Annotated in this window: 13 protein-coding genes and 2 pseudogenes; all 15 read right to left on the bottom strand. The window is 45.8% G+C overall.

Annotation, left to right across the window (positions count from 1 at the left end; genetic code table 11):
- Positions 1–129: 129 nt before the first annotated feature.
- Entirely contained in the window at positions 130–894 is a 765-nt protein-coding gene (locus ACYIA1_RS16925) for a DNA-binding domain-containing protein (RefSeq protein ID WP_121960703.1), read from the bottom strand.
- A gap of 358 nt (positions 895–1,252) precedes the next feature.
- On the bottom strand, positions 1,253–2,200 hold the full coding sequence (locus tag ACYIA1_RS16920; RefSeq protein ID WP_009275201.1) for a tyrosine-type recombinase/integrase: 948 nt from the start codon (positions 2,198–2,200) through the stop codon (positions 1,253–1,255).
- A gap of 62 nt (positions 2,201–2,262) precedes the next feature.
- Positions 2,263–4,005 (bottom strand): ATP-binding protein, encoded by a 1,743-nt coding sequence (locus ACYIA1_RS16915; protein WP_005863511.1) that lies wholly within the window; start codon positions 4,003–4,005, stop codon positions 2,263–2,265.
- Positions 4,006–4,133: 128 nt separating this feature from the next.
- Positions 4,134–6,335 (bottom strand): GH92 family glycosyl hydrolase, encoded by a 2,202-nt coding sequence (locus tag ACYIA1_RS16910; RefSeq protein ID WP_259013200.1) that lies wholly within the window; start codon positions 6,333–6,335, stop codon positions 4,134–4,136.
- Between the two features lie 200 nt (positions 6,336–6,535).
- Positions 6,536–6,835: pseudogene (locus tag ACYIA1_RS16905) on the bottom strand (glycoside hydrolase family 97 C-terminal domain-containing protein); the annotation flags it as partial.
- A gap of 430 nt (positions 6,836–7,265) precedes the next feature.
- Positions 7,266–8,477 carry a DUF418 domain-containing protein gene (locus ACYIA1_RS16900; protein ID WP_480336023.1) on the bottom strand — a complete coding sequence of 404 codons (1,212 nt, stop codon included), beginning with the start codon at positions 8,475–8,477 and terminating at the stop codon, positions 7,266–7,268.
- A 126-nt stretch (positions 8,478–8,603) separates the two neighbouring features.
- Positions 8,604–8,774 (bottom strand): annotated as a pseudogene (locus ACYIA1_RS16895) (GntP family permease); the annotation flags it as partial.
- Between the two features lie 49 nt (positions 8,775–8,823).
- Entirely contained in the window at positions 8,824–9,969 is a 1,146-nt protein-coding gene (locus ACYIA1_RS16890; protein WP_480336021.1) for a glycerate kinase, read from the bottom strand.
- A 99-nt stretch (positions 9,970–10,068) separates the two neighbouring features.
- Positions 10,069–11,901 (bottom strand): glycoside hydrolase family 2 protein, encoded by a 1,833-nt coding sequence (locus ACYIA1_RS16885; protein ID WP_480336019.1) that lies wholly within the window; start codon positions 11,899–11,901, stop codon positions 10,069–10,071.
- Positions 11,902–11,908: 7 nt separating this feature from the next.
- Complete coding sequence (locus tag ACYIA1_RS16880; RefSeq protein ID WP_480336017.1) at positions 11,909–13,342, bottom strand: DUF3863 domain-containing protein; 1,434 nt, start codon at positions 13,340–13,342, stop codon at positions 11,909–11,911.
- On the bottom strand, positions 13,329–15,011 hold the full coding sequence (locus tag ACYIA1_RS16875; protein ID WP_413639520.1) for a hypothetical protein: 1,683 nt from the start codon (positions 15,009–15,011) through the stop codon (positions 13,329–13,331). Before ACYIA1_RS16875 ends, ACYIA1_RS16880 begins: the two co-directional genes overlap by 14 nt.
- 263 nt (positions 15,012–15,274) lie before the next feature.
- Entirely contained in the window at positions 15,275–16,939 is a 1,665-nt protein-coding gene (locus tag ACYIA1_RS16870; protein WP_005863532.1) for a RagB/SusD family nutrient uptake outer membrane protein, read from the bottom strand.
- 18 nt (positions 16,940–16,957) lie between these two features.
- A complete protein-coding gene (locus ACYIA1_RS16865) occupies positions 16,958–20,398 on the bottom strand; it encodes a TonB-dependent receptor (protein WP_333558125.1) in 3,441 nt (1,146 codons plus the stop codon).
- Positions 20,399–20,541: 143 nt separating this feature from the next.
- Positions 20,542–21,525 carry a FecR family protein gene (locus ACYIA1_RS16860; RefSeq protein ID WP_196008581.1) on the bottom strand — a complete coding sequence of 328 codons (984 nt, stop codon included), beginning with the start codon at positions 21,523–21,525 and terminating at the stop codon, positions 20,542–20,544.
- Between the two features lie 75 nt (positions 21,526–21,600).
- Entirely contained in the window at positions 21,601–22,143 is a 543-nt protein-coding gene (locus ACYIA1_RS16855; RefSeq protein ID WP_005863538.1) for an RNA polymerase sigma factor, read from the bottom strand.
- Between the last annotated feature and the right edge of the window lie 74 nt (positions 22,144–22,217).

Genomic DNA, 22,217 nt, shown 5'->3' with positions numbered 1-22,217 from the left:
TGGGAACAACGGTGTTCCCATGGGTGGGAAAGCCCCGGTTGATAGGCATGGGAAAGCCTCGGTTCCCATGGCTGGGAGCAACAGTGTTCCCTACCCTAGGTATAGAGGCTCTCCCATCCCGCTATGCGCCTAGATCTCGTCCGGGCTTTCACTGTCGCCTCCTCCTCCTACGCCAACGGTCAGGAGTATGGGAAATTTGTAGGTGCGTGGGTCTTTTACGAGAGAATAGCCCGCACCTGCCTGCGTAGTGACACTCAGCCAGTACTGCCCCTCGGCGAGTGGAGGGATCTGGATGATGATCTCGCTCTTGGTGTTACGTACGATAAGGGAGACCTTCACGGGCGTGGCGCCCTCCTCGTCCTTGGTGAAGTAGACGCCTACAGATGGATCATCCCCCTTGATAAGCAGCGTGCTGCCGAAGATGATGGCCGGGGCGTTCGGAGTGATATGGAGGTTCTTCTCCTTCGTGGTAGAATCCGTGAGGCTCTCGATCATCGGGCCCACAGTGGCTACGTCGGCGTTCACGTAGATGTTTTCTAGCGCCTTCAGGAGGGTGGCGCTGGGGGTGAACATTACGGTGATCTTATTCTCCGTAGAGCGGAAGTCTGATTTCTTTCCGTCGAACGAGCCGTTGATAGTGAGCAGCCATTGCCCGAACTTGTTCACCACGCAACGGCCTTGGGCGAGGGCCTCGATCATCTCGTCGTAGGAGAGGTCGAGGATGTTGGTGATCGTCTCCGGACGATACTCGGTACGTTTCTTCACGATGCGGTTCGAGATGTCTGAGGTCCGCGTGGTTCCGGTGATGCGGATCTTTCCGGTGTAATCACCGGCTTTCTCGGTTAACACGTTGTCGTACAGATCTACGGTCAAGATGGTCTTTTCTTCTGCCATGATGTTTTTTGTCTTTAATGCCCCGTGGTAGTGAGGCGTTACCTTTTAATAATGTTTATCACCCTTATTCGCGAAATAAGGGGAGGAGATATCGCACGTCCAACATAAACTAAAAAAACACGCATAACCACTATTTTTAACCGCATATCCACGATATATGCGCAATAAGCATAAATTTGGATTAATTAGAGGATACGATATCTGTATCCCCTTCAATTCCTATTTCTTAATAAATAGATAAAAGTGATTGTTTATCAATAATATTTTTTACATTTGCCAAGCCTTCCGTTGAAAATAGCCTATTATAGGTAATTTTTATGCAGAATAGGCTCCTCCCCTTATTTCGCGAATAAGGGTATCATCCAGCCGCCAAAAGCAAATCCACCTCTTCCGTCACCCTAGCGTTCGCACGATTCAATTCTGACTGTTCCAAAGAGGCCAGATAAAAACGTGTTGTTTTTTCCGAGGTATGCCCCAACGCTTGGCTAATGATCGATAAAGGGACTTGTTTCCGCAAGGCGTTCGTTGCCCATGTATGGCGGAAAACATACGAGGTCAGATGAATGGGACGAGATAGCGCACGACCGATCTTCTTCAACGAGTTATTATACGAACGCAGTATCGCCTTGTATTCCTCATGCCCTACCTCTCTACCCGGAGATAAAATAGGGAAAAGGTACGGGGAAGAAGCGTCCGCATACTTATTAATCAACCGCCGCATCCCCGCTGTTATCCCGACACGGATTAAGGTCCCCGTCTTCTTACGCCGATATACGATCTCCTCGCCATACAGGTTCGCCGTAGTCAAGCGAGCCATATCCGCGAAAGGCATGCCGCAAGATAAATAGGCGAACGTACAATAGTCGATCACGCACGCCAAATCCGGCTCCTCAGACTTCAAGGTCACGATCTCCCGGAGCGACTCGTTTCCCAACGCCCTAGATCCGGCTCTTTCCCGCTTCAAGTTCAAGTATGCGAAAGGCGATACGACGCAAGCCGGCAACAGACCATCCCGGCAAGCTTGGTTATAAATCGAGCGAAAGTTGCTGAGGTATGTATTCACGGTATTCACTCGCAAACCGGCGGATTGCAGATAAGCGACAAAACGGCTTATTAAGCCCGGGGTTATCTCCGGGAAAAAAAGGTTTCTCCTACCCAGAAAGGCGCAGATCCAATTACGGGTCGTCCTATATAAATCGGCAGTGTTATGTTTCCCCGCTAAACGTTTCTCCCGGATGCGTTCGGTGGCATAGGTATAAAATGTGATGCCCGCCTTGCCCAAGCGGTTATTCTTTCTCTTGCTCATATCTCCTTTTTTGATGATTAAACGTATTATTATCTACCATCAAAAATAGCATAAAAACAAAATCAAGCCAAGTCCATCTCGCAAACAGCAAGCTTCCAACCCTTAAAGACCAAGGTGACAAGACGAAGCTCCGTATCCCCCTTAGTAGCGTGAACCTTCGGGTCTGCGGCGTAACGGCGTAACTGGATGGCGGCCTCGGCTCTCAACGCCTCGATTTCCGTTTCGGAAGCGTCCCGACGGGCGTATTTCACCTCCACGATATAGCTAAAGCCTATCTCGGGCTGGTGGATCAAGTCGGGCATCATGTAGAAATCGGCGTACCCCTTGTTGGCCTCATACTCCGGATAAATTATATAGGTACGGGTCAAGCCTAGATAAGCCAGTAGGAAACCTTTCACGTGCGCCTCCCCCTCTATGAACTCGCGGATAGCGCTCTGCCGCTCCAGCTCGGAGGAAAAATACTCGAACACAGGCTTCCAGTCTCCGTCGTAAGCCATGTCCTTTACCAGATCATGAAGCTTGTATAGCTCTATTGAGAAGACATCCGCTTCCCGGTAAGCCTCGATCAGATAGGTATATAATTGCTCACGTACCGTCAGGTTGGGAACGCCCAGAAGGGTATCTCCACGCTTGGTACCCTTGATGGAGAGCAACCCGAAATAGTAAAGCAGGCTCTTGAAGTTGTCCGGCTTGGCGATATCCTCGGCAGGAAAAGCATCCTTGATTACTGCGGTGGTCTCGCCGTTGTTCACGATCTCCTGGATGATCGAAGCGTTCGTGCCGAACCGCTTGTCGAGACGGATCAAATGGCGGAGCTTGTTGTAGTCTGTGCGGATGTTGTTGTCGATCATCTTATCCGGGGCCGATCTCAAGGGCAGGTAATTGCTGATGAAATACAGTACCATATCCGAGTTGTACATAGGCTCGTCCAGACTCTTCGTAGAGAAACGGTAGTTATCGTACCACGGCTTCATCAAGTTGATCAGATCGTCCACACTATCCTCAAAACCTGTCTCGCTCTTGTAATAGGCCAGCATCTCCCGTACCTCTCCCTCGCTAAAACCTATGATTCCATTAAAGCGGTAATCTGTCGTCATGTTGGCTCCGATATTGAAACCGCTGGTCACGTCGTCCATCGTCACTGGAGATACCCCAGTGATAAACATGCGCTTGATAGGGCCATCGCCCGTAGCCCCTTCTTTCAGTTTGTTGAAGAAATAACGGAAGAAGCCCGTACCGTGTGTCAATGCCTTGTAATGCTTCTCACCCATATTGGCGAGGATAGCGTTGGTGAAGTTATCATACTCGTCAATGAAGAGATAGATAGAGAGATTCAAGCGTTTAGCCTCACTGATCGTGTAGGTCAACTTCTCGTCAGCATTTGGCAGACTCTCCATTTTCTCCCGGAAGCCCGGATTGAAGAAACGTTCGTAGTAGTAGGCAAACTCCCGGAAACGAGCGGCACAGTGATCATTAAAAGAGCGGATCAACTCGTCAGGATCTGGGTTCACGCCTGCGAAATTGAAATCCAGTACAAGATATTGTCCCTGCTCCGGGGTCGGATGGGAGCCGATATATAAGTCGCCGAAGAGTTCCTCAAAAGAATCCTTACGGTTCACGTCATAATACCATCTGAGGACATTCAAGAATAGCGACTTCCCGAAACGGCGCGGGCGGATAAGGAAAAAGAAACTTGCGTTCCGCTCCACCTCCGCAATATAGCGAGTCTTATCAACATAATAATAATTGGCGGTACGGATTCGCTCGAAATCCGTCAGGCCATATGGAATTTGCTTCGTTGCCATAATATATCTCCTCCTGTTTATTTGTCACTTACGAATAAATCACTTGTTCGTAACTTACTTACGCAAAGATAACATCTACAAAATGATTTCACGAATCTTTGACCGTAGAATCATGCCGTCAAACCAAATCAATCGACAAACTCACCAGAAGGAGGATTCGCACCTTCTCCCACTCCCCACTTCTTATTAGGGCGGTCTCCCATAAACAATTCTAATGTTCCTCCCTTCATGACATCCTCATGAGTAAACCACGTCTTATTATACTCGGCGCCATTCAACTTAGCGGATTGAATGTATTTATTTTCCCACGAAACCCCATGAGCGATCATGGTAAACACTTTCCCGTTCGCCAACTGAATCTCCGATTTATCAAATAAAGGACTACCTATCGTATAAACAGGCACTCCCGGAGAAACCGGATAGAAACCTAAAGCGGAGAATACATAGAAAGCCGACATTCCACCACCATCCTCATCACCACAAACACCCATCAGATCATTCCTGAACCAACTTTCCATAAGCATACGAATCCGTTTTTGCGTCTTCCACGGTTGACCGGCGTAGTTATACAGATAAGGAATATGGAAACTAGGCTCATTTCCCATCACGAATTGCCCGACATTGCCCGTAGCGTCCGGATGAAGAGCGTAATATTGCCATTTTGACATTTTCATATCCTCAACAAATAACTGATCCAATCTCTCAATAAAAGGAGTGTTGCCTCCAAAAAGATCTATTAAATCCTGAATATGATGGCGTACATCCCAATTATAGGTCCAAGCATTATTCTCATCAAAATAAGCCCTAGCCCCGATACCTCCGGAAAAAATATAGTCGAACGGTTCTATAAACTTCCCATCTTTATCCTTCGGATGGAAGAAATGAGTCTCTTTGTTAAAGACATTCCGGTAATTATAAGAACGATCCTGAAAGAATCGATAATCCTCATCTTTTCCCAAATGTTTAGCTAATTGGGCGATACACCAATCGTCATAGGATGCGGCTGTAGTTACGGCTGCCGCTTGTCGCTGTTCAAATGGTCCTACCTCCGTAAACTCTTCTTTTTCTCCCGGATGCAAAGCGGGGAACCAGCCATTCTCATGATAAAAATCATCCAAGGCCGTTTTAGGTCCCCGGTACCAAGGGATCATGGACTCAGTCATCACCGTATGCTTCATACCCTCGAAAGCCTTTTCCACGTCAAACCGCAAGCCTTTATTCAAGGCATCCGCAAAGACACCTGCCGCATGGTTACCGTTCATGCAATGCGCATCCCCAAATACACAAGGGAAAGTAGGTATCCACCCGGATTGCTCATACATCCGGATATAAGACGCCAGTTTTTGTTCTTGAGCCTCCGGATTCAATAACACTTGCAACGGGTGAAGGGCCAGATAGGTATCCCATACCCAATCATCCACCCAAAAATCCACCCCATTATCTTCATGTACCTTTCCGTCATACGCACTAAAATATTTACCATCTTCAGAAATATTGATCATTCTTTCGTGCGCCCGATACAAGGCGGTATAAAATGTGGTCTTTTGATCCTCCGTGCCTCCTTCAATCTTTATTTTGCCTAACACGTCGTTCCATTTATCACGAGCTTGCGAGGCCAATTTCTCCAGATTGAAATCATTGATTTCATTATATAAATTCCGCTTGGCCTGCTCTACTCCAATATAAGAAATTCCATAACGAACATTTACCACATCCTTCGATTCCGGAAATTCAGCAAATACCAAAGAATGAGAGAGGCTATCAACTTGAATGGGCTGGGCATCAAACTCCAAATAAAAATAATGTTTTATCCCGGCGAAATTATCATATCCACACAAAGCTCCATCCTTTATATCGATCTCTCCTTTTCCATTGGCTTTCAACAAAATCAACCGTCGATCCGAATCCTCAAACCGAAAACGATAGATCGCCGATTTAGCAGCAGGCGCAAAATCCACCCCTACGGAGAAATCATCCAAATACACCGAATAATTATAAGGCGTAGATTTCTCATGATCATATCGATATTTTAAATTCCCACCGAACTCCTTAACGTCCCCCCTATAAGGCAACAGCAACAATGAATGGCCTTGCCTATGGGAAGGACTATTTAGGGCCAGTCCCTCCATACGATCCGTCGTAAACTCATTATGAGTCGGAATCATTCGCAACATGCTGTTAGGCAGGTGGGTAGTGGGATAGGTAGGCACAAGTAAATGACTGATATTCCCAATCCGGTTATTCACATAATCTACTGGTGTTTTTTCTATTTTACTTATGCAACTACATAATAATAGAAACAAGGTTGTCTGAAATAATAGTTTCTTCATGAGATTGTAATTAATAATAACGATTCTCTAGCATCTGTCTCCCTACAAAGATGAAAATTAAAATTGATGAAGCAAAACTATCGTAAACTATTCAAAGCAAAACTCTCTAGAGAATTACATGCCGTGTTCCCGTATTATAACTAGAAAAGAGGCTACCTTCCTTTTGAAGTGAACCTCTTTTCTATCTAGAATAAAGTTTATCAAAAGGATACGGGTTGAATATGCATAGCGGCACCACCATCTGAAGCGAGCGGTACTGTTATTTTATCCTTTGCGGTAACAGTTAAAGTATCTTTGATAAGATGATTAGGATTGGTATCTGTGTCTCTCACATCTTTATAAAGAGTTACTTTATAATCTCTTTTACCGAGGGCTAGCATATGGCAGCGAGTACTAGTGACATAAGGGTTACTTTGTTGTATCTTAAACTTGTCTTTCGGAAGAGCCCGAAACCCGCCTAAATGATAATCGGCAGCTCCAGCCAATAAACGGGTAAAAGGAAATGATGTTTAGCTGCCTTTGCCAAGAACTCTTCCTAAATACGTATCATATCTTGATCGCCATTACGTAATTTTTGCACTATTAAGCGCTCCCGAACATCCATCTCATCGCAAAGATTAGGTTTTAAAATGAAAATTAAAACTGTTATTTCTAATAATACAATCTTCCATCCACAGCTTTTTCATTTACCGCTCCGTTTAAATGAAGCTTCTTGTAAATTTTTATATGTGCTCTGGTTTTCTGTGGAAGGATTCGGGACAAACACGTACGACTTTCATCCAAAACACGTACATGTTTTTTCAAAAAGTCGTACGTGTTTTGGATGAAAGATCATCGTGCTTTTTTGACTCTGATTTTTAGCATTTTATACACTAGACTCATCAGTGGTCTTATTGTACGGAATTTGTATTGAGAACAAAGCTTTCCGGCTTAACCCAAACGGATGGGTTGCCATCTCATATACGTGCCTGTCCGCCATAACCACTCCATCGGGCCGTAGCGCAAGCCGGACAGCCAATATTGGCTAAAGGCAATCTGTATGGCCGTAAATCCAAGGCAGACCAATACACTCAAGAAAACACCCAAATGGCTCCAATCCAAGCCAAAACCGGAGAAGATAAAGACACCGGTCACGGACTGTACGATATAGTTTGTCAATCCCATACGCCCATAACTAACCAATGGCTTCATGGCATTTTGAACTTTTACCGAGCGGTAAGCCTCTAAGACCAACACCACCCACAGATAAGCCGTCATCAGATTAATCAAGTTAGTTGTCGTAGCACTCATCCACGCATTGATAGAGACCTCACGCCAAGATGCGGCAGGTATATAAGGTTTTAGCAGATACAACAAGCCGATTAAAACCAACGCGACCAACGCCCCGTAATTCAAACGGCTACGGAACTCATCCATGCGTTGGAACAAGCGGATTCGGCCTACGATAAATCCGAGGATAAACAATCCCAAGGTCAGATAGATACGACCGCTGGCAAACTGGAAATTCATTTTTCCTACCAATCCGTCCCAAGCGTTGTTCTCAATGGTCTCGGCTAATGTCGGGACTCGCCGGGGAGCCTCAGCACGAGCGATAGGTGCGGCAGCCGGTCTCTCCACCACTTGCTCGACGGCAGGAGCCGTTACAGCCTTATACGCTACGGGAATTAGCGAGGCACCGCCCAAGAAAAGGAAAAGGGTGATTCCCACCAATAATTTAGTAGGCCATTTATACATCAATACCAATACAAAACCAAGCAACGCATACACCAACAAAATATCTACACGGACCAATAAACCATGAACAAAACCAATCACAAGCAACAATACCAATCGCCATAAAAAACGAGGACGGAAATCAACACCTTTTTGAGCTGCCCGATCCATCTGGATAAAGAAGCTCAAACCAAACAGGCAAGAAAATATAATGAAGAACTTGCCGAACACCAAGTAATTAATAAACCACCGAAAAATCTCATCCAGCGTCCCTTCCCAAGGGAACATGGCTTGGGGAGCCATCGTCCCCATAGCGCCAAAATGCTGCATCGCATGAATCAAGCAAATACCAATCAAGGAGAAGCCGCGCAGAGCGTCGATTACCGTAATACGTCCACCGGACGAAGCAAGTGTCTTATTCATTTCCATATCCGTAATAATTTTTATTCTTATTCGTTTTTTCAAGTTTGATAACGCGAAAGTAAATGGTGGCACTAAACGCCGCAATACTTTCAAACTCCAAAACGAAAAGAATAAGCCTCATCACGAAAAGAACTAATTTACGGTAAGATAAGCTATTATAGTCCCAATGGCCAAAATAGCGCCGATTGCGGTCTCATAAGGAATCAGCCTCAACCGCTCACGAATGCTTATATCCGCTACCCCACCGGTAGCGTGGAAGAACGATCCATGCGGTAAATGATCAAGCACGGTAGCACCAGAATGACACTAATAATCCGATAAAAGCTCCCCATGCACTCATTATACCCATGTGTTAGTGATTCATATAGTATTGGATTACACGCAATTGTTGTTCCAAGGCACGCCCAATATTCCAGCAAGTGAAATCCTTATCCATCGCCTGCTCCAAGGAAACCGGATAAGGAAGAAGTGGCAAGACCGCCAGAAACCCGGATTTATTAAGCGCCTCTACCTCCTCTACGGAACCACCCATTACGATAACCGGGATACCCTGTCTCATGCCTGCCTGCAATACTCCGAATGGGGTCTTTCCCATGCAAGTCTGTTTATCCAGTTTACCTTCTCCCGTAATAATTAGATCCGCCCCCCGTATACATTCATCAAAACGCAAGGCATCCAGAACCATCTGGATACCGGGTTTAAGTTCAGCCTTTAGGAAAGCGACAAATCCTCCACCTAAACCACCTGCGGCTCCCGCACCCGGAATGTCGTCTATCTCTATTCGTCCCGTTCTTTTTATGACTTCCGCAAAATTTCGCAAGCCCTCATCCAGCAAACGGACCATAGCGTCGTCCGCTCCCTTTTGGCGGGCAAAGACATACGCCGCCCCTTTCTCACCATAAAAAGGGTTATTCACATCGCAGGCTATGGTAAATGAAGTTTCCCGCAATTGCGATAATGCCCTTGAGCAATCTATCTCATAAATCTGATTAAGGATCTGCCCACCCAATCCCAGCTCATTCCCTTTTCTATCAAGAAAACGAAAACCCAAGGCCTGCAACATACCGGTTCCTCCGTCATTCGTTGCGCTTCCCCCTATTCCTATCAAGAAATCCCGGCAACCACGATCCATAGCGTCTTTTATCAACTCACCGGTTCCATACGTCGTTGTTCTCAAGGGATTACGTTCCGACACAGGCACTAACGTAAGACCACTCGCCGTCGCCATCTCGATAACCGCCGTACGATTATCTCCCAGTATCCCATAAGTGGCCTCGACCGATCTCATCAACGGATCATGTACGACACAAGATACGGCTTCTCCACCCATCGCCGTAATCAAAGTCTCCACGGTACCTTCTCCCCCATCCCCAACCGGGATTTTCACGACCTCGCAATCCGGAAAAACCTTATGGATCGCCAACTCGGCACATTCAGCCACTTCAATCGAAGATACTGAGCCTTTAAATGAATCGGAAGCAACAACGATTTTTTTCATTTACCAACCTTTTTATAACATGAAAAATAAGATGCCCAAATATATAAAAAAGGAGTGTCCTTTTCCGAGGACACTCCCATAAACTTAACTAGGTATTCTTTATTTTGCCCGTGTACATTTGATTACCTCTTGATTGATGTATTTAACCTTCTCCAGATCCATCTTTTCCACCTTTCGGTCATAAGTGACCAAGCCGTTTATCTCATGTTCCACATCTGTAGTCTGCGTATAGATGGCCGTGCTTAGTCCGAAATAGTTTATCATCTGCTCTAGCTCGGTAAGCATTAATACATAGGTATCGGTCAAGATTTCTCTATTCAACATCATCTCATAAGCGTCATTGCGTACAGGCCACATATGCCCACGCACAAATAGACCTTTTCCTCCGAATTCGCCAAGGGACGCAGCACGTTTATCATCGGGACGGGGGATCGCCTTAGGCTCGATCTTGCCATAATGATGCATATCCACGAAATCTCCATTTCCGGGATCTCCATAAGCTTTCCGATAGCCCGGAGCGTAATTATATCCCGACATACCGTTTACCCAACGATTCGGATCGTACTTTTTCACCCAAGCTGTGATGTCTGTCGCTTCAAAGGCTCCCCAATTCTCATTAAACGGGACCCACATCACGATAGAAGGCGAGCTGACGTGTTGGTCGATCATCACTTTCAATTCGTCACGGAACTGTTTACGAACCGCCACGGAATCCTCACCATCCGGCTCCCAAAGATTCGGCATATCTTGCCAAACCATCAAGCCAAGCCTATCACAATGATAATACCAACGTTGAGGCTCTACTTTGATATGCTTGCGTATTACATTAAAACCCGCACGTTTCGCCAGTTCTATATCATATAACAAAGCCTTGTCGGTAGGGGCGGTAAACGCACCATCGGGCCAATAGCCTTGATCTAAAAGACCGATATGGAAAACAAACTCCCCGTTCAATAAAGGCCGAAGCACACCATCTACCTTTCCCATACTAACAGAACGCATACCAAAATAAGAAGATACCTCATCTATTATCTCACCCTTTCGATCTTTCAACTGTAATTTCAAACCATACAAGAAAGGATCATCCGGACTCCATAGACGGGGTTCCCGGATAGGCAAGTAAAAACTCATATTGGAATTTCCTTCGGTTCTTGCCACCTCTGAAGTACCATTATCCGCGATAGCCGTTACCTTTAACTCCTTATCCTCCGTATAAGCAATTACTTCCAACCGATTATTTTTTAAATCGGGAACAAGCTTAATCTGAGAAATATATTGTTTCTCTATCGGTTCAAGCCAAACGGTTTGCCAGATACCGGAGGTAAAAATATAATCTCCACGTGAGCCGTTCTTGCCCGAAGCGGCCCGGCCGTCGTTAGGATCATAAGCACCTACCACAAGGACATTTTCACCGGATTTCAAATAATCAGTAATATTTAAACTAAAAGCATCGTACCCTCCCGTATGGGTACCCACCTTCTTACCGTTGACAAACACAGACGAGATCCGATCTACAGCCCCAAAATTCAACAATACATGCCTGCCCTTCCATGCTTGAGGAACAGAGAAGCTACGCTTATACCACAGACAAGTATCACCCCCACGAGCTATACCGGATAATTCCGATTCCGGAGGATACGGCACACGTATCTTTTCTACTTTCGCGGGAAAGGCTGGAGGAGTGGTCGCCGTAACAGGATCGAGCAGGTCTTTTCCTCCCATATAATCCCATATACCATTCAGATTCAACCATTCCGAACGCACCATCTGTGGACGCGGATATTCCGGTAAAGGAATCTCAGCCTTCAATGCCTCCTCTGTCCATGGAGTAGGCAATGTGAACTTCTCTAGGATTTGCGCCTTTACGGAGAAGAGATCTCCCCCAAAAAGAAAGGAGCAAAGAGCTAAACAAACAACGGTAATCTTTTTCATAAACCAACTATTTAAATAATTCCGGATAATATTTCCGAATCAAATCTTGATCTTCTTTCTCCAACTTATCGATCAAGACCGGCTTATCTTGCGGGCGGAGACCTTTTTGGTTGATTTTGTTGATCAAGCTCCAATCCTTAGCCGGTTTTGTCGGGGTCGGATCGGCAGGTTCATGAGCCGGCAAATCATAGCGGGTAAAGTCGATGACGTAAGCCGGGGAATTTTTCGTATGCCAATCACGTAATAAGGCCAAGCGGAATTCCTTATTCATAAACCATTTTATCTCCAAATTATTATAAGAGTCTCCCAAACCAGAGCCACGTTCTACGAAGCGATAGTTCCAGTCGTCGTTCGATTTATATTGTTTTCTCCAAAGTTCGCCAAATTCTCCGAACGTAACGAAATGAGTATCCGGCCAGCGTTCCTTGGTACCCGTTACCCACATCTTCATGGCATCACAGATGAGATCCTTCCCGAACTCATGTACCATCTGCGCCTCCCAGATATTGGCGACCCAGCCAAAGCCATTCAACTCAAGACCTTTATCAAAGTGAATCGCTTCCGTGTGCATCACCTCACGATGCCCCAAGTCAAGCCCCCAACCTTTGTACGTCTCGATCGGGCCGACACCTCTACGGCTGTTGTATCCATCGATACCATGTCCGGTCTGTCCGCTACGGCGGGCACAGATAAAGTCCATCGTCCAGCCATCCAGATTCACGCAATCGATGAAATCGCTTTTTCCCTGCGCCGGCTTGCAGAAGTGTTCCGTCGAGGGATAGAAAGGATAAGAAGGAGAACCGTCAGCACCACCACCGTCTATATTATGCTGGCTCCAGATCACGGCGTGCGCCACATGGATATTCTCTTTCTCCGCCAAATATCTCAAATTATCGGCCGATAAGAAACCTCCCATAATTGACTGCGGACGATAACCATTTCCTACCATTTTAGAAATGATCTCTATCGCCTCCGACATCTCACGGTTTACCCGCTCACGGGGTAGATACATCGCAGGAAAATAACCGGGGAAATAAGTAACCTCATCCCCATATTTCTTTTGGCACTCCACTACATAATCACGGATCTCCCGGTAATTCTTCCGTCCGTCCTCCAAGGCATTCATCGTGAATCCCCATGTAAGACGACCGTTCGGGTTATTCGTGGCGAAAGCCTCCCGCAAGGCCCGCACTCCCGCAAGCGTATGCCAATCCACCTCATCGCGGGGATGTAACTTGACATCCCGGGAGACTTCCCAAGGCGTCGTACGTATCATGATACATAAGGTGACAAAACGATTTCCTTCTATCGTCAGCGGTTCCGTATTCGCCGGGACGACCACAGGATCCGCCGCCCTTAATTGAAAACCACTGAGCACAGAGACCATCCATACGATCGCCCATTTTCTCCCAACTGATATATTCATATTACTTTCTCGCATTTGTACAATCTATTACTATTTCCTGATCCGACGGAAACATCCTAAAGACATAATCCGAACCAGATTCAGGTTTCCTTATATGGCCTTTTTCGCAAGTGATCACGTAGTTAAAACCATCGAAGCTAGCGTTGACCGCCTTATCCTCTATAACGGTGAAAGGTAGCTCCTTCCCTGCTGCGGCCTTTAGCTCTAAAGCCCATGAGAAATCCGCCTCCTTTGACAGAGCGGCTACCTCGAAGCGGGTCTCATAGAAGGTGATCTTGAAAGCATGGCCTTTTGAGTCTTCGGCGGAAACTACCAAGGTATCCTTGCCTATCTCCGTCACTACCGGATGGTCCAAGGTAAGTTCCTCCTTATCTCCATCCTTGTCTAATCGGACGATCCGAAGCCCGGCACGATCGAGTCCCTCGCTCCACATGAATCCGTCCACGACGGGCAACGTATAGAATAGGAACTGGTTCCCGTCTCCGGGCTTTTCCAGATAAGCCGACTTATAGCTCTCGTCGAAAAGATGGATATCCCTAAAGCGGAACGTTCCCTTCTCCCACAATAAGTTCGCCCGATAATAACGGCTGTTAAACCAGACCGTCTTATTTCCTTCTCCACGGACATCCGTCAACGTGGTGACAGCCGTCGGCGGCGTAACCTTGAAGCATTCCTTGAACCACGCACCGGATTCGCCCAGCGTCTCCACCCGGATCTTATTTTCCTTCCTCAAGGAGTCCAAGATAGGGATCTGCATCTCCAGTCCCTTGCTCATATTACTCCACGTGAAAGAGTTCTCCTGTCCCGCTTGCGCGTAATTGAAGGCCAGACAAGGCTGATCCACGATCGATTCCAAGAAATAATCCACCCAGCGGCGATCCATGCCCGCCTTCTCATACACGGGTTCCAAGGAGATCACCCCTTGACGCTCTTGTCCCAGACCATCATCATACTGATAAATAGGATCACTGCCCAGCATACGGAAAATAGGAACGGGGATTTGCCCCTCCTCGGTCTGCGCCGGCATATAGGCGTTTACCCGGCTCGGGTAATAGGCTTGGTTCCAGTAACCACCCCATAGGGTATAACCATCCGTCCCCACTTGGTCCTTGCAGTTGCACGACGCCACGATCTTATATTTATCGTACATATACCCCAAGGTATGCGCGTCGATAAACCAAGAGCCGACCGATTTCGGGTACGTGCCGAATATCTCCTTGAACTTCGCCATATAGACATCCACCAGTCGCTCCCGTTCTTCTTTCGTATATCCGGTGCTGAAAGCGATATTCGCGTGCGAGACCCAAGAATGCTCGCCACGCCACTTGATCCCGGCGGCCTCGATCTGCGGTTGCGTAAGTTCCCACCAAGCGCCGATCTCGGAATGATCATTGAGTTTACTTTTCAACAGATCTTGGTACAATGGGTTGATCAACGCATCGTACTGCAATAAGAAGGTTGCCGGTAAATCATATTTATTCACCAATTTCACTTGCTCACAAACCGTCTCGTACAATAAACTATCAGCGTTCTCCACCCGGTAATCTGTCTGGCGGATGAAATTGATGATGTTGATAATACGGGGAGCAGCCGCACTCTCAACCGGTTTCTCTCCCGCGCTACGGCATCCCGCACAGCAGAAGACGATAAAGCATACAAGACCTATCTTCTTTATGAATGACATTCGATTCAATTTTAAATTCATTTACTCTCATAAAATATTCTAGAAATGGCATTTCACCGGTGTAAAATCATTTTTAGAGATCTAAAAAGCATTTCGCAAGGGTGCAAAGCCATTTCTTAAACCTAAAAATGGCATTTCACAAGCGCAAAGTCGTTTTTAGAAATCTAAAAGGTACTTCGCGAGGGTGAAAAGCCATTTCTTAGATCTAAAAAGGCATTTTACACCAGTGCAAGGCCATTTTTACCGGAATATAAGGCATTACCCTACCACCCCGGGTTGTTCGGAGCCAAGTTCGGGTTCAGATACAACTCATCCAACGGAAGGGAATAATAGTAATGCTTCGGGGTCACAAAGTTACGATTCTCCGCCGGTTCCACAATCAAGAATCCATTTTCGTCTGTCAAACCGGGATTTCCCTCGTTCAAGACATCCAAGTTCTCGTATTCCGAACCTTTCAGCTTAATGCCTTTTATGGCACCTATCAATTCCGTCTCAGCCGTCTTCCAACGTCTCAAATCATCCCTGCGGAAGCCTTCGAACGCTAACTCGATCGTACGTTCCCGACGGATCTCCGTCCGCATATCCAACCCATTGCTCTTCACGAAAGCGTTGGTCAGAGGAGGCATCTCCACGCCTTTCCGGGAACGGATCACATTGATCGTCTTGTTCAAGATGTCATCGCTGATCGCCCCGTCTTTCTCGTAAGTGGCCTCAGCCAATATCAGCAATACCTCCGGATAACGGATGATGTGATAATCATATACATCCTTGTCAGAAGGAACGGAAGTCTCCGCCATATATTTCCACAACTTATAACCCGTACGTGTCTCGGGACGTATGGTAAATTGCGGCGGGCAGGTCAAGGCGCCGTCTTGCGGACTGATATAGTCGGTTCCGGGCATCAAGAAGGTCTGTTTCATACGAGGGTCACGATTCTCATATTCGCTCTTGATCGTGGCATATCCCTCAAATCCGGAATTAGCGTTCTCAATCGGCAATCCCGTACTCTTACACAAATACATATCGGCCAGCTTACGGGTAGGCGTCCCTCGCCATCCCCAATATACAGGGCACGCGTCGCTATGGTGGCGGATATCCGTCTCGTACCGACTGTCGAAGATACCCTCTTTTGAATTATCGCCCGCATTGATAAACAAGTAGCGGTAGCTCTCCTCACCAGAGCCTTCATATAAAGCATACTCACCACTATCGATCACTTTTGCAGCGGCATCGATCGCTTGTTGCAACAACTGCTGATAGTCCGAACGGTGCTGGTGATACTTCGCCCAAGTCCCGGCAAACAAGGCAACCCTCGCTTTCAACGCCAAGGCAGCGCCTTGGGTTACACGTCCCGCCTCATCCGAGTTTAACTCACTCTGCAAGGGTAGTTTAGCATACACCTCGTTGAGTTCCGACAAGATGAAGTCTTCCACCTCCTGTTGCTTATTCCTAGAACCATACAACTCCGGGGAATCTACGGTAAGCACCTTCGTCAAGATAGGGATATCGTTGTATTTCGCCATCAACCGAAAATGCGAGTAAGCACGGAAGAAACGGGCCTCAGCCACATACCGCTCGATCTCCGAGGGATCGCCCTCGTACGTCTGGCTCTTCTCGATAATCATATTGCTCTGACGCAGGTCTATGAAAGTAGAGTCCCATAGGGCATCCGTATTCGGTGCGATCAACGTACCGTTGCTCGTCGTATTCTCGTTCAACTCATAGGCGATATCGCTATCCGTATCCTTCGTGCCGAACGTCTCGGTACGTGTGTAGAGCCAATTGACCTCTTTCTCGAAATCATCCGGGGTTTTCCAGAATAGCTCGTCCGGCATATTATCTTTTGGCAACAGGTCTATATCTTGGCAACTTGACAAGAACAAAGCGGAAACAATAAAGCTTCCCAATATTATCCGATAGTTTTTCATGACTTTTCGCTTTAATTTTTAAAATACGACATTTATACCAAATGAATAATTACGGGTAAACGGATAGGAAGTAATGCTACCGCTGTTCTCCTCCGGGTCCCAACCATTTGGCGTGTTATGTACCTCGAATAAATCCTCGCCGGAAAAATACACCCGCACCTTCTGCAAACCGGCCTTCGAGGTCAAAGTCTGCGGGATCGTATAACCGAACTGCAAGTTTTTCAAACGAGCATACGCAACGTTAAACTTCGTGTTCGTAGATACATAATAATTGTAGTTTCGTTTATCCTTCAACGTGATCGCCGGATACTGGGCGTCCGTTCTTTCCGGGGTCCAAGTCTTTCCATACCAATACTCGGCGGATTGATACCATGCCTCTGGCATCGGGCACCGGCTCTCCCCTTCCAAGAACATCGTCCTACGGCCGACTCCTTGTATGAAAGCGCTCAAATCGAATCCCTTCCAAGCCATACTCAGGTTAAAGCCGAAATTATAACGCGGGTTCTTGTCGCCCAAGTATTTCACGTCACCGGAGCCTTCTTTACCATCACCTAATACGGATAGCTTCCCGTCTCCATCCAAGTCTTTGTACATAGCGTCACCTACGCTCAAGTCACCCGGGATACCCCCTTCCGAGAAACGAGATTTATACGCCTCCAATTCTTGCTCATTCTGGATGATTCCATCAAATTCATATCCGAAATAGGAATTCAACGGATATCCGGTCGGAGTCTCGTTATTACCTAATTTGATCAGGTTACTTCCAACCCGATCCACGACTTTGTTTTTCGCGTCACTGATATTAAAGCGAACCGAGTAGCTGAAATCCTTGATCTGATCCCTCCAGCCTAGAGAGATTTCCCATCCATGAATACTTAAATGGCCGCTGTTCGTGCTCGGAGCGTCCGCACCTAACATAGAAGGATATGTCTTCGGGATAAGCATGTTTTTATTCTCTTTCCAGAAGTAGTCGAACGATCCATATAAACGGTTATTGAGCGTCGAGAAATCAAATCCCACATTGGTTGTCTGGATCGTCTCCCATGTACGAGAGGTAGAAATAATATTTCCAGACGTAGCCATTTGTCCTTTTACGCCAGCCCCGAAAGGATAATAATCGTTCGATAAAGAGATCAATTGAATATAATCATACAATCCGATACCAGACTGATTACCCATCTCTCCATAAGAAGCCCTTACCTTCAAGTCCTCGAACCAACCCAATCTTTTCATGAAGCCTTCTTCCCCGACACGCCAAGCCGCGTTTACACCCGGGAACCATCCCCAACGGTGATCCGGATCAAAACGGGAACTACCATCCGCACGGATCGTTCCTTCGATGACATATTTATTGGCAAACGTATAATTCACTCTGGAGAAGAAAGAATTAATCGTCCACTGATTTCCCTCGCTCCAAGCGTTTTGATCTTGGGCGCTACCCAATTGCAAAGACATATTTTCTTGTTGGTCGAAGTTAATACGCTTCGCCGTGAACCTATCATAGTTCTCAGACTCATGGGAAGTACCGACCATCACGCTTAAATCATGCCGGTCATTGAAGTTCTTTTTATAATCAGCATAGAGCGTGAAGTTCTTGGATAAAGTTTTCTGGTAACGACGCTCCGCGCTATTCGGCGTACGTTTCTCCCGGACCTCGTTATTATCCCAATCGTAATTGGTGATTTTCTTGTTCGTCACGTTCTCATCCTGATCATACTTACGGATCACGGCTTGCCCCACCAATTGTAATCCGTCGATCACTTTCCAGCGTAATTGGTTGTTGACCGTTATATTACCTGTAGTCTTATTCACCATACCCCCGTCTTCCAATACTTGAGCCGGATTATCGAAACCCTCGAATGTATAGAAAGTTCCCGACGGATTGTACATCGGAGTCCAAGAGCGAGTCTTATAAATCAGTTCCCATATATTCTGTCCTTCCGTCAAACCCGAGGAATAGTCCCTGTTGCTTGCCTCATAAGCTAAATTAAGATCGTAAGTCAAGTTCTTGAAGATCTCGACGCTCGATTTAGCACGTACGAAGTAACGCTTGTTCACATCCTCACCAAATTTAGGGATACCTTCCTCCCGCTGATGGCCTAAAGACAACATATACGAGTATCTCTCTCCACCGCCGGAGATATTGACATTGTAATTCTGCATATTACCATTGCCAATAAGCATATCATTCCAGTCTTGATCCTTGAAGAATTGCGGATAACCGGTCCAACGCCCCCATTCCGCATCAGTCAACACCAGATCACTATTCTGCCGGATCAGGTCCAATTGATCTCTCGTGTATTCTGGAGTGAATGATCCATCGGTGATCTCCAAGGCCATCTCCGCATGTTGTAATAGATTCGCCGGTTTCCTTAACAACGCAGGAGTCTTAATAGAGTAATATGCATCAAAAGCAACAGATGTCTTCTGATTGCGCTTACCACTTTTCGTTGTCACCAGAATAACACCATCCGAGGCACGAGCACCGTAAATAGCGGCCGTACCATCTTTCAATACGGAAATATTCTCGATATCGGAAGGATTGATCATATTAATGTTTCCCTCCGCTCCATCAATCAAAACAAGGGGAGTACCACCGTTGATAGAAGAGACATCACGAACCTTCATGGTCATGTCCGAACCCGGAGCGCCTCCGGCACGTGTAATCGTCAAACCGGGTACCTCTCCCTGCAAAGCCTGAGCCGCATTCTGAATCGGACGAGATTCAAACGCTTTCGCGTCGGCCGTAGATACGGCACCACCCAAGTTCGCTCTTTTTACCGTACCATAACCGACAACTACAACCTCATCCATTTGCAAAGCATCTTCCCGTAACTTCACGTTCAAATTCGCTTCCTTGCCGGGACGCAATTCCGTCATGGCATATCCGATGTAAGAGATTTGAAGGACACCGTTTTCCGATACCTCCATCGTAAATTTTCCATCAAGGTCCGTAACCGTTCCGTTGGTAGTACCTTTCTCAACTACGTTCGCACCGATAATAGGTTCTCCATTCTCGTCGGTCACTACACCTTGCACTAAATTCTTCTTTTGCAAAACGGCTTGTGAGGAAGGGGCGGCTTTCTCGTTTTTTGTAGAGGGATTAATCAAGATGAAATTATTCTCCGTAATCTCATACTTTACGCCTTCCCCTGCGAAAAGACGCTTTAAAATGGTTTCCACCGTCTGCTCTTTCACATGTACAGATACTTTCTTATTCAGGTTAACCTTCTCGCTCTCGTAGATAAAACGGAAGCCAGACTGTTTCTCTATCTTGAAAAGAACCTCCTTTATTGTCTGGTTATTAACGTCCAAAGACAACTTTGTCTCTTGCGAATAGACAGAGGCCGAGATCTGAAGTGAACATGCGATAGAGAATAATGTCGTCAATCTCATAATAGACAAAGTTTTTTTAAGGACCGGAGACTCTTCCGGCCTTGCTATATTCCAAAAATTCATATATTTGTAATTCGATTGTTTGTTAACACTAGTGTTACGAGCACTAATTTTAATGATCAAAAAGATGACGGGGAATGTTCCAGCATTTCCCGTTTTTTCATGTGTATTCATGCGATTCCTGTTCTTTACTTCATAGGCAGACTTTATTTAGAGGTTATACTTATATTTTTTCCTTTCACGTTATAACTTATATCACTCAATCGGGATAGTACGCCCAATATATCCGTTATGGTTTCCTCCTGTATGACTCCATCGTAATGTATACTATTCCCCAAATCCTTTTGAAGATGGATAGTCACATCGTACCTCCTCTCCAAATATTTACAGACGGAAGCTAGCGGCATATGATCCATATAGAGTTTATCTTCCAGCCAACTGTACGAATGAGATAACACGCCCGATGTCGGTCTCATCTTGTTGGTTTGCTTATCGAAAATCGCCATGTCACCGGCGTTCATTAGCAACTTATCATTCCCATGATCCAACTCGATACAGCCTTCCACCAACGAGGCTTCAACTGTTTTTTCATCCGTATACGCTTGCAAATTAAAAGAAGTACCATGTACCTTTAAGCGTAATCCATTGCTCATCTTGATCACGAACGGTATCTTGTTCTTCGAGACATCGAAGAAGCCCTCTCCTTGGAAATTCACTTCCCTGATATTCTCCTTCGCGTTATAAGAATACGTAATATCAGATCCAGAATTCAGCTTAACAACGGAACCATCCGGCAAGACCACCTCCGATCGGCTTCCGTAATCAGCGGTCATTCGAACCAGCATTTCCGGCTGTTTATCAAATACTCCCATTTTCGAAAACCCGAGGACAAGCAATAAAGTAGCCGCCACTCCTGAAATGATATATCCGATATTCACCAAGCGTTTCCGCTTATTATCTCTCTCCTTATTGATACGATAGATCTTATCCCATGCGTATTGAGCATTAAAAGTTTCTTGCTCCAGATAAGAGCCTGTTTCTTTCCAGATCTCTTTATACCGTTTAAAATCTTCTTGATTAGACTCATCCTCAGCCAACCATTCATCCAGAACCGGATCCACGATCTCTTCATTCATCCTCTCCGATAAATGGTCAACGATGTGTTCTCCTATTTGCTTTTTCTTCTCCATGAGTCTAGTCTTTATTTAAATGACACCACAAATAAAAAAAGGTCCTATACGAACCTTGAAAATTTTCTCATTATTTTATACCTCCTTCATCTCCAGACATTCCTTCAACTTCTGTAAAGACATCCATATTAGATTTTTAATTGTTTTCACGGATATAGATAGTTTCTCCGATATTTCTTTCTGCTTCAATCCTTTTACCCTGTGAAGAAGTAACACTTCTCTGCTCCGATCCGGCAAATGGTCTATACAATCATAAAGAGCGATCCTAAACTCTTCTGTTTCCAGTTGATTATCTTCATAGGATAGAAGTAATAAGTCTTGATTCTCTGATAAACTTCCCGTCTGCACCTTTGATCGGATAAAGTTCAAGGCCAGATGTTTAGCCATCCGATATAAATATCCTGATACATTTTCCTTTATCTCTATTCTCCCCCTATTTTTCCATAAATTCAAGAAAAGCTCTTGAACAACATCCTCCGCATCATTTCTATCCATCAATAGACTATACACATACTGACAAAGACGCCCGTAATAACGATCAAACAGTTTATTATAACTGATATAATCATTATTTCCGATCGCTATCATTAAAACCTTATCGGCATGAATTTCCTGCATACAATCTTTATTATCATGAATATTCGCAATCGTCTTTACAGGTAAATGAGTTTCGGCAAGACTATGGCTAACAA

The sequence above is a fragment of the Parabacteroides sp. KHUB-02 genome (assembly GCF_056640955.1).
This window is presented reverse-complemented; position numbering and strand designations above follow the sequence as displayed.